This is a genomic window from Pseudoalteromonas sp. Z1A6 (genome assembly GCF_011378745.1).
Taxonomy (GTDB): Bacteria; Pseudomonadota; Gammaproteobacteria; order Enterobacterales; family Alteromonadaceae; genus Pseudoalteromonas; species Pseudoalteromonas arctica.
On record NZ_WTKW01000139.1, the window covers coordinates 1 to 10403 of the forward strand.

The following is a 10403-nucleotide window of genomic DNA, read 5'->3' on the forward strand; positions in this document are numbered from 1 at the left end:
CTTCAAATTAAAACCTTTAAAAACGGCTTAATTTATACCCGCTAAACTCTTTATACCTGCACAAACGTATTCAGCCATAGCGCTTTACGATATTATGCTCCCTTAAATTTAATTTAACTTTCAGGGCATATAATGACAACGCATACACCGCCTTCCCACTCAGCCAACACAGTTGAAAACACCTCTCTTTTTTACGTTATATTTATCTCTGCAGTGGCTGCTATTGGTGGCTTTTTATTTGGTTTTGATTCGGGCGTTATTAACGGCACAGTGTCGGCACTCGGTAATGCATTTAATTCAAGCAGTGTGGCTACGGGCTTTAACGTAGCGTCTGTGTTACTTGGCTGTGCCTTAGGTGCACTTGCTGCGGGGCCGCTGGCTGATAAGTTTGGCCGCCGTGCAATTATGATCATCACCGCTATTATTTTTGCCATTAGTGCGTTTGGCTCAGGCATTAGCGAAAGCTCTGCAGAGTTTATTTTTTATCGTTTATTTGGTGGTTTAGGTATTGGTGCTGCATCGGTATTAGCGCCGGCGTACATTGCAGAAGTTGCGCCACCCGCACTACGTGGTCGTTTGGCGACATTACAACAACTCGCTATTGTACTGGGTTTGTTTGCGGCATTTTTAAGTAACTATTTAATTGCTGATGCAGCTGGCAGCGCGCAAAATATTTTAATGCTTGATATAGCCGCTTGGCGCTGGATGTTTTGGGCTGAGCTTGTGCCTGCTGTGTTGTTTTTAGTGGGTGTTTTATTTATACCGGAGTCACCTCGTTATTTAGTGGCGCAAGGTAAAGTAAACGATGCCAAAGCGGTATTTAGTAAAATATCAAACGACAATGCAGATAAGCAAATAAGCGATGTTAAACGCTCCTTGCATAGCGATACAAAACCAAGTATTCGCGATTTATTTATTGATGGCAGTAAAAAAGTACACCCAATTGTTTGGGTAGGTGTGGCGCTGAGTGTATTTCAGCAATTTGTAGGTATTAACGTAGTGTTTTATTACGGCTCTGAGCTTTGGCAAGCCGCTGGGTTTGATGAGTCGCAATCGTTATTTATAAATGTATTAGCGGGCACTACTAATATTGTATCGACCTTTATTGCCATTGCGTTAGTTGACAAAGTTGGCCGTAAACCACTGCTGCTTGTAGGCAGTATTGGTATGTTTATTAGCTTAAGCGCGCTTACTTATATATTTGGCAGCGCAGGCCTTGATGAAGCAGGCAAACTTGCCCTTAGCGATAACATGGGTACGTTTGCACTTATTATGGCTAACTTATTTGTGGTATTTTTTGGCTTAAGTTGGGGCCCAATTGTATGGGTGTTATTAGGCGAAATGTTTAATAACCGTATTCGTGGTGCAGCGCTTGCCGTTGCTGCCAGTGCCCAGTGGATTGCTAACTTTGCAATCACCATGACCTTCCCTATTATGCTTGCCAATATAGGCCTTGCCGGTGCTTATGGCTTTTATGCGTTATCAGCACTTATAAGCATCTTTTTTGTTGTTAAATATATTAAAGAAACGCGCGGTAAAACGCTCGAATCTATGTGATTTTTTAAAAGCGGTGATACTAGGGTCTGTTGCTCTTTGCGGATTGAAATTTGTTCAAACTAGGGGCTATTTAATCGCGGCGCGAGGTTTGTAACCTAGTGGGCTAAGTAAAAACCGAGCAACAAAGAGTAAATAGCCCCTAGGAAGAACCCTTTGGGCAGCGCCTGTTTGGCATTAATGCTACGTTATCGCCCATTTATGGGGAATAACCACACTACATAGGCTCTGCCTTGCCTAAATACCAAACAGACTGCTGCAAATTCAACCTTGAAAGATCAACAGACCCTAGTCGCCGCTTTGCCTTTGCATAAAGCAGCGTTATCTAGGGTCTTATATGGACTCCCTGTATAAATAACCTAAAGGTTAAATAGCAATCTTTGTTCATTTATTTTAATTTATAGCCATTGCTCTATTACCTTTTATTATAACTAATCTATTTATATTCCTTTTTAGAATATCAATAATTAGCTATTGTCCGCCCATTCCAACTTTATGTGTCTACTAAAATGAAAAAACAGTTAATATCAGGCTTAGCTTTAACGTGTGCATTAGGTTCGTTCAGTGCATTTGCTACTAATGGTTATTTTACTCACGGCTATGGCATGACCCACAAAGGCATGGCTGGCGCAGGTGTAGCACTTTCAGAAGAGTTAATGTCTGGCGCTAATAATCCTGCTACTTTTTTGCCAAACGGAACACAGATATCTCTGGGCTTAGAGCTTTTTTCACCTGAGCGAAAATACACTGCATCGAAAGTAGATACTTTTTACCCTGACGCTTTTTATCTTGAGGCAAAAACACAGAAAAGCGACAACTCCGTATTCGCCATTCCAGAATTTGCTATTGGCCACCAATTAAATGAAAAAGTAAATATTGGCTTATTAGTGTATGGCAATGGCGGTATGAATTCTGAGTACGGCGCAGAGTCTGCTCCTGAAGGAACCTTTTATGGTGGTACGACGGGCGTTGATTTAAAACAACTCTTTATTAGCCCAACAGTAAGCTATGAGTTGAATGAACAAACACGCCTTGGTGTATCCCCTATTTACGTGGTGCAGCAGTTTGAAGCACAAGGGCTTGAAAACTTTGCTCCTTTTTCGCAATCACCAGAAGCGCTTACAAATAATGGCACCGATACAAGCACAGGCCTAGGCATTCAACTAGGTATTAGCCAAGATATAAATTCGTCATTAAGCTGGGGGGCAAGTTACCGCTCATCAGTGTCTATGCAAGAGTTTGATAGCTATAAAGGTTTGTTTGCAGAGCAAGGCGGATTTGATCTGCCAAGTTCGTTTCAAATTGGTGCAGCTTATAAACTTACACCTAGTAATCAGGTGGTATTTGATTGGCAAAAAATAAATTACAGCGAAGTAAAAAGTATTTCAAACCCAGTCGATAACTTGATGTCAGCGCCTTTAGGAGCTAACGCCGGCGCTGGATTTGGCTGGAACGATATGACTATTTATAAGCTTGGCTATCAGTGGCAGCGTACATCGCAACAAAAAATTCGTTTTGGGGTGTCTTACACCGAGCAACCTATTCCTTCGTCGCAAGTTATATTAAATATTTTAGCGCCGGGCGTTCAAGAGTGGCATTTTACAACGGGCTTTAGCCATTCTTTTACCAACAAGGTACAATTAAACGCTATGGCTTTTTATTCGCCAGCTAAAAAAGTAACGGGCGCTAACTACTTAGCGCCAAATCAACAACTATCAATCGAAATGAAACAAACCGGTTTAGGTGTTTCTATTGTTTGGGAAATTTAAAAAATGGTAACAGAATTCACCCCCGTATCGGCTGCAATAGGCGGTGCATTAATTGGTATAGCGTGTACGTTATTACTGGTTTTATACGGAAAAATTGCAGGCATATCGGGCATTGTTAAGTCTGTATTTGCTAAAGCAAATTCGGGCTCGCGTTGGCAGTTATACTTTATTTTAGGATTGTTGTTGGCAGGTGTAGCTGTAAGAGTATTTGCTCCTTCTTTATTAGAAGGCGAATTACAGTTGCCGCCTTGGCTTATTATTGTTGCGGGGCTTTTAGTTGGCGCTGGTACAACTTTAGCTAATGGGTGCACAAGTGGCCATGGTGTGTGCGGCATGTCGCGCTTTTCTACTCGCTCTTGGGTTGCAACATGCACATTTATGCTTGTCGCCTTCATTACAGCAAACCTTGTAGGATAAATAATGAAAGCAATTATGATGGTTGTTATAGGCTTTATATTTGGCTTAGGACTTATTATTAGCGGGATGACAAACCCCGCTAAAGTGATTAACTTTCTTACCTACGGGAACCAATGGGACGCAAGCTTAATTATAGTGATGGCTGTTGCCATGCTAATAATGATGCTTACATGGTTATGGGTTGCAAAAAAAGAGAAGCCACTTATTTCAGGCACATTTAATTTAAGTGATTTAAAAAAAGTTGATTCGCGCTTAATTATTGGCTCAGTACTTTTTGGTTTAGGATGGGGTTTAAGTGGCATATGCCCAGGCCCGGGCTTGGTTCAATTGGTATCTCTTAAAATGGAGTTTTTATTGTTTTTTGCAGCCGTGCTAGGCGGTATGTGGTTAGCCAAAAAAGTATAATATTTGCTGCCGACTAAACTCGGCAGCTACTTTACCCAAACAAAGGTACATAACTTGCTGCAATATATATAAAACTATATTGAACAGGTTTAAGTTATGCTAAATAAAGCGCTGGAATTTTCTAACAGCGCACCTTGGTTAAGCGCAGCGTCCTCCCTTTTACTTATAGCTATACTACTGTTTTTAATTCGTTTTTTTGTAATGTACTGGCTAAAAAAATGGACTTCAAAAACCAAATTTATATTCGATACTTTACTAATAGAGTCAATATCTAAGCCGCTAACACTGTGCACAATTATTGTGCTACTCACCATTTTAGAGCACGACACCTTCATTATTAGTACTTCTATTTCTCAACAGATCCCTTTTAATAGCATTAATATTGTATTAGCGCTGCTTGCACTTATTATGTTTTTAGACCGCTTTATTATTGGCACTATTAATTACTATGGCGAACAATCTGCCGTGGTTTTTAATTCCAAAAGCATAATTAAAGGCGTGATACGCGTTACATTATCGTCAGTAGGATTACTGGTGTTAATGGGCACGTTAGGTATTTCTATTACGCCTATTATTGCCTCGTTAGGAATTACATCACTGGCTGTTGCCCTTGCTTTGCAACCTACCCTCGAAAACTTTTTTTCTGGCGTGCAGCTAGTAATAGATAAACCTATAAGGGTGGGTGATTTTATTGAGCTTGAATCTAAGGAGCAAGGCTTTGTTGATCATATAGGCTGGCGATCTACATGGGTTAAAATGCTACCCAACAATATGATTATTATACCTAATAGCCAATTATCTAAGTCGCGTATTATTAATTACTTTTACCCTGAAAAAGAGCTAAGCGTGCCTGTTGATATAAGCGTGCATTACGATTCAGATTTAGAATTTGTTGAGCAAGTAACACTTGAAGTGGCTCGTGAAATACTTATTTCACACGAATGGGGTGTTGATGATTACAATACCTTTGTGGTTTTTCATACCTTTGACAGATCAAGTATTAACTTTACGGTTATGCTGCGCGCAAAAGAATACTTTAATCGCTTTTGGGTTAAATCTGCTTTTATAAAAGCCCTGCATAAACGCTATAAAAAAGAAGGTATTGTAATCCCCTTCCCTATTACGGCTATTAACACGACTCAAGAAGCAGCTAAATTTAATAGTGATAAAAAGGTGCAAGGCAACACTTAAAAAAAGCGCGAGTAACTCTCGCGCTAATAAGTATTAAAACTTGTAAGTTATTTGCCCAATAATTTCACGAGGGCTGCCAGGAAAGTGGCCGTTCCGCTCACTAAACCCACTTACAGCATATTCTTTATCAAACAGATTATTAATATTTACACTCAATAACACGTTATCAAAGCGACTCGTCCAGCTCATATCAAATACGGTAAATGGTTTTACTTTTTGACCACTTGTACTAAGTTGCTCACTTACGTAATTTGCACCAAAGGCAATTGATGAATCAATCGAATCCAGTGCGTAGCGAGTCCATAAACCTGCCTGGTGGCGTGGTGCATTAGCAAAGCGCGAACCATCTCCAAATGTATTTGAAAGCGTATCACCCGTTACGCCGTCTACCACTTGCGTATCGTTGTACGCGTAGTTAGCCGTTACGGTCCAGTGCTGCGACAAATCGCCAACTAAAGTTGTTTCAAATCCTCGGCTTTCTACTTCACCTATATTTAAAAGTGCAGCAATGCCATCCCCCGCGCCAGTATCGTCAGGGTTGCTCATTACCACGTTTTCTTTATTAATTTGGTAAATTGCAAAGGTGCTCATTATTTTGCCGTCAAGCCATTGGTTTTTCATACCCAGTTCGGTTTGCTTGCCGGTTTCTGGTTCTAAATTACCTTCGCCCTCTACATCTTCTTGGTCGGCTGACGATGTAGGGTTAAAGCTCTCTGAGTAGTTAATATATACCGATGTGTTTTCTACTGGCTGATAAGTAACAGCAACGCGCGGCGTTATGTCGTTATCTGAGTAACTAAAACCAGTTTCTTGATTAAACTCTTTAAAATGGTCATAGCGCAAACCTGCAATAATTGTCCACTGCTCGCCTACGCTAATTACGTCTTGTGCATACACACCAAATCGGTCGGTATCAACGCCATCGCGGTTCATGTCGGTAAGGTTATAAGTGCTTGGGTCGGTTTCACCGTAGTTTAAATTAAAAATATTTAAATTAGCGACGCCATCGGCCTCATATCGGGCACGTAAGTAGTCATATTCGGTATCAACGGTGTGGTAATCACCACCAAATAAAAACTGATGGGTTAATTGTCCTTGTCCAAAGTTATAAACAAAGTCGGTGGTTAAGCTTGCTTCTTTATTGGCACGAAATTGCTTACGGTATTCTCGTTTGATGGTTTCGTCATCAATGTTTGCTTCGCCATCACCATTTACATCTACCCAGCTTTGCGACTCATGGTAGGCTTGGTCTCGCTCGTTATCCATGTAGCGAAACGTAGTACTTAAAGAAAAATCATCATTAAAATAATGGCTAAGTTCTGCTTGAAGCACCAAAGCTTCCATATTTTGATAATCAACCGCTTCATTAGCGTTATAACTTGGGTCAACTAAAAAGTTGCCGTTGTCATCTACCGGTACGCCCCGTAAGCGGTTACCGCCCAGGTCTTGTTTTATGTAGTCAACACTTGTGGTTAAGGTTGTTGAATCACTTAAATCAAATAACAATCCGCCTGTTAGCTCGGTATTAGCTGAGTCTGCATTGTTACGATAGCTGTCTTGCTCTTCATAATAACCACCCAATCTATAAGCCATTGTATCGTTTAAACCACCCGTCATATCGAGTGATGCACCACGGGTGTTGTAATTACCCAAAGTAAGCTTTAATTCGCGTTTTTGTGTGTAGCTTGGCTTTTTAGTTACGTAATTAATCATCCCACCAGGTTCGCCACCGCCATACAAAGCAGAGGCAGGCCCTTTTAATACTTCAACACGTTCTACATTAAATAACTGCGGTACACCAAAGCCCGAATATGGGTCGCCACGCACACCATCGTAAAATACATTTGCGTCATCTCTAAAACCACGAAAAGTTACGCCTGAGTAGCTATATTCGCTCACTCCCGCAATAGATCGGTACAAATCGGTAATGTCACGCGCTGCTTGGTCAATAATAAGTTGCTCGGTTAATACCTGCGCAGATTGCGGAAGCTTAATAAGATCTAAATTAGTTTTAGTCCCAATTTTACTTTCGGTTTCTAGGTAAAATTGCTGGGCACGGCCAGTTACTTCAATAGTTTCAATGTCGTCGTTTTGTTGTGAAAAAGCTATATTAGAAAAAACAGATAAAGACGCAGCAATACTTAATGCCAAATAATTAGGGTTAAACATGATAATTCCTGGGAGAAGTGTAGATAGCCAATAACCTAAATGATAACTTTTATCATTTTCATAATCAACACAAGGGCGGGTTTAATACATCTAAATATTAGAACTAATATTACTTAAAACAGAGCGCTAGCCCTTTTATTGCAGTTAAAATAAAACCCCTACTGCACTAAATGCGGTAGGGGTTATTAAGTAGTTCTTAAATTAGTTTTAGCGTGTAATTTACCCAGCAATATTGCTAATTTGAATTACTGGAGACACGTTAGTAAAGTTAACTAAATCAGCGGCTATTGCCTCTTGATGAGGTGCAAAGGCTTGCTGAAAAGATTCTACCGATTCAAACACTAAATGCCCCATAGCAATATAAGTTGGCGCTTCGCCCGGTGCGCCACCTGCTAAACCTGCATCTGCACTACTTGATATAAGCGCTTTACCAACTAACTCTGCAACTAGGGGTAAATGTGTTTTACAGTAGTAGTCCATATCGAAAGTAGCACTTTCATTATTTGGGTATAATACGCTTACTTTAATCATTACATTCTCTCTTTTATTTACTAAAAAATTTAAAGCTGTGCTAATAAACAGCTTTACAAACTAGTGTTCAAAGCGTCTTTAAAATAGTATGAATCATACTTAAGTAAAAAGCGCATAAGTGAGCAGTCGCTCAATTATGTAGCATTCATGCTCATAGCGCCAGTAATTTGATTGCAGTGCTTATTTTAATTAAGGTGATACTTCGCTAATTTACTTAAGTGCGGGTCGTTTTTTAAAAGGTTTGGGCGGCAAAGACTCTACAAAGTTAACGCACGTATTTACCCAATATGCTAAATCAGAATCAGACTCAAAACCTTCAGGCAAAATATAAACCAAGCCCTTAACTGGTTTTACTGTAAGGTCGCTCTTCTAATCCTCTGTCAAACGCCATTTAGTGCCTATATTTTTAATAAGCACATTACACACTTAATAACGGTAATAGCACTTAAACCTAAGTGAATAAAATAATAAAAGGTGGTTGGGAAAGGTATACAAAGAGTAGGTATAAAATTATTTTGGACTTACAGTTTATATCAAACCGCACTAATCAAAGCTGATTGAGCTGACACTAGTGCGGTTCAAAAGTAAGTATAAAACTAACTAATTCAATTTTAATAAACCAAAATGCTTATGCAGACAGTTGCACTTGAGCATCTGCTGCAGATACTTTTTTCATGCTGCCTTGTTGTTCAAGACGAATATGCCAGCTAAACGCTTCTTCAAGTAAATGAGGGGTGTGCCCACCACGCTCACAAGCGCGATTGTAGTAATCTAACATATCGTCACGGTAATCTGGGTGCACGCAGTGCTTAATGACTTGTATCGCTCGCTCACGCGGCGCTAAACCGCGTAAATCAGCTAAGCCTTGCTCGGTTACTAAAATATCAACATCGTGTTCGTTATGATCAACATGACTGGCCATAGGCACTACGCTTGAAATAGCGCCATTTTTAGCAATCGATTTAGTCACAAATATTGCTAAATGAGCATTACGAGCAAAATCACCAGAGCCACCAATACCATTCATCATTCGTGTGCCACAAACATGTGTTGAATTTACGTTGCCATACATATCAAACTCAAGCGCGGTGTTTATTGCAATAATTCCCAAACGGCGCACTATTTCAGGATGGTTAGAAATTTCTTGAGGGCGTAACACTAGCTTGTCTTTGTATTGTTCTAAATTATTAAATACTTGCGCATTACAACGCTCCGATAAAACAATTGAGCTGCCCGATGCAAAACTAAGCTTACCTGCATCAATTAGGTCAAACGTCGAATCTTGTAGTACTTCAGAGTACATTGTTAGGTCTTTAAAGTCAGAATCGAGTAGTCCCATCATCACAGCATTTGCAATGTTACCAATGCCTGCTTGTAGCGGTCCTAAATTAGCTGGCAATTTATTTTGAGCCACTTCTTCTTTAAAAAAGTTAACTAAATGGCGCGCAATAGCGGCGGTGTCTTCATCAGGGTCGGTAACGGTAGAAAACGAGTCGCTTTGGTTAGTAAAAACAATACCAACAATTTTTGCAGGATCGATAGGAATTGCAGTGCTGCCAATTCTATCATCTACTTTAACTAACGGCATTGGTTGACGAGTAGGACGATACGAAGGAATATATATGTCATGCAAACCTTCAAGATTCGGGTTATGCAGCATATTAATTTCAACAATGACTTCTTTGGCAAAAATAGCAAAACTCGCTGAATTACCAACCGATGTAGTCGGCACAATATGCCCTTTTTCGGTAATGGCAACGGCTTCAATAACAGCCACATCAGGCATGGTTAATTGATGGTTACGTAAATGCTCAACTGTTTCAGATAAATGCTGATCAATAAACATTACTTCACCGTTATTAATCGCTTTACGTAAAGTGCTGTCTACTTGAAAAGGCATACGACGCGCTAAAATGCCCGCTTCTGTTAATAGCTTGTCGAGATCATTACCTAATGACGCACCCGTCATTAAATTTATTTTGATTGGATTTTTTTTGACTTGCTCAATTAATGCTCTGGGTACTGCTTTAGCTTCTCCGGCGCGAGTGAAACCACTCATCCCTACAGTCATTCCATCTTTAATAAATTGGCTTGCTTGTTCTGCCGGCATCACCTTGTCGTGCAGGTTACTATTGCGAATACGTTCCAAGTGCATACTGAGCTCCTCTCTAAATTTGACATTATTCTAATCCTAACTTCGTACTACACAATCTAGACTTAAGTCGTATTTACGAACCGAGGATGAGCAACATGTTTAAAAGGGAGGCTAATTTACTTTTAATTAATACTATCATGTAGTTATTAGTAATATTTTTAACAAAAATGACATAACAATCTATAAAGTAATTTATAAAGTAATCTATAAAT

The 10403-nt window shown here is 39.8% G+C and carries 8 protein-coding genes; 5 read left to right on the forward strand and 3 right to left on the reverse strand.

The features are described 5' to 3' along the window. Positions 1-132: 132 nt before the first annotated feature. From GQR46_RS10400 to GQR46_RS10420, 5 genes are all read left to right on the forward strand, one after another. On the forward strand, positions 133-1557 hold the full coding sequence (locus tag GQR46_RS10400; RefSeq protein WP_165740901.1) for a sugar porter family MFS transporter: 1425 nt from the start codon (positions 133-135) through the stop codon (positions 1555-1557). 506 nt (positions 1558-2063) lie between these two features. Then, positions 2064-3323 (forward strand): outer membrane protein transport protein, encoded by a 1260-nt coding sequence (locus GQR46_RS10405; RefSeq protein WP_165740902.1) that lies wholly within the window; start codon positions 2064-2066, stop codon positions 3321-3323. Positions 3324-3326: 3 nt separating this feature from the next. After that, positions 3327-3740: a YeeE/YedE thiosulfate transporter family protein gene (locus GQR46_RS10410; protein ID WP_165740903.1), complete on the forward strand. Its 414-nt coding sequence runs from the start codon at positions 3327-3329 to the stop codon at positions 3738-3740. A gap of 3 nt (positions 3741-3743) precedes the next feature. Further along, positions 3744-4145, forward strand: a complete 402-nt coding sequence (locus tag GQR46_RS10415; protein WP_165740904.1) for a DUF6691 family protein — start codon at positions 3744-3746, stop codon at positions 4143-4145. A 96-nt stretch (positions 4146-4241) separates the two neighbouring features. Continuing rightward, positions 4242-5336, forward strand: coding sequence for a mechanosensitive ion channel family protein (locus tag GQR46_RS10420; RefSeq protein ID WP_165740905.1), 1095 nt, complete (start codon positions 4242-4244; stop codon positions 5334-5336). A gap of 33 nt (positions 5337-5369) precedes the next feature. Here the strand turns inward: GQR46_RS10420 and GQR46_RS10425 are convergent, their stop codons facing one another. The 3 genes from GQR46_RS10425 to GQR46_RS10435 form a co-directional block, all read right to left on the reverse strand. Beyond that, complete coding sequence (locus GQR46_RS10425; protein WP_165740906.1) at positions 5370-7505, reverse strand: TonB-dependent siderophore receptor; 2136 nt, start codon at positions 7503-7505, stop codon at positions 5370-5372. 219 nt (positions 7506-7724) lie between these two features. Then, a complete protein-coding gene (locus GQR46_RS10430) occupies positions 7725-8036 on the reverse strand; it encodes an EthD family reductase (protein ID WP_007584064.1) in 312 nt (103 codons plus the stop codon). Positions 8037-8664: 628 nt separating this feature from the next. Next, positions 8665-10191, reverse strand: coding sequence for an acetyl-CoA hydrolase/transferase family protein (locus tag GQR46_RS10435; RefSeq protein ID WP_165728563.1), 1527 nt, complete (start codon positions 10189-10191; stop codon positions 8665-8667). Between the last annotated feature and the right edge of the window lie 212 nt (positions 10192-10403).

Bases quoted from the DNA above. Each gene is read 5' to 3' on its own strand.
- GQR46_RS10415 (WP_165740904.1), top strand. From the start codon at position 3,744: ATGAAAGCAATTATGATGGTTGTTATAGGCTTTATATTTGGCTTAGGA.
- GQR46_RS10430 (WP_007584064.1), bottom strand. From the start codon at position 8,036: ATGATTAAAGTAAGCGTATTATACCCAAATAATGAAAGTGCTACTTTC.
- GQR46_RS10435 (WP_165728563.1), bottom strand. From the start codon at position 10,191: ATGCACTTGGAACGTATTCGCAATAGTAACCTGCACGACAAGGTGATG.
- GQR46_RS10405 (WP_165740902.1), top strand. From the start codon at position 2,064: ATGAAAAAACAGTTAATATCAGGCTTAGCTTTAACGTGTGCATTAGGT.
- GQR46_RS10410 (WP_165740903.1), top strand. From the start codon at position 3,327: ATGGTAACAGAATTCACCCCCGTATCGGCTGCAATAGGCGGTGCATTA.
- GQR46_RS10420 (WP_165740905.1), top strand. From the start codon at position 4,242: ATGCTAAATAAAGCGCTGGAATTTTCTAACAGCGCACCTTGGTTAAGC.
- GQR46_RS10400 (WP_165740901.1), top strand. From the start codon at position 133: ATGACAACGCATACACCGCCTTCCCACTCAGCCAACACAGTTGAAAAC.
- GQR46_RS10425 (WP_165740906.1), bottom strand. From the start codon at position 7,505: ATGTTTAACCCTAATTATTTGGCATTAAGTATTGCTGCGTCTTTATCT.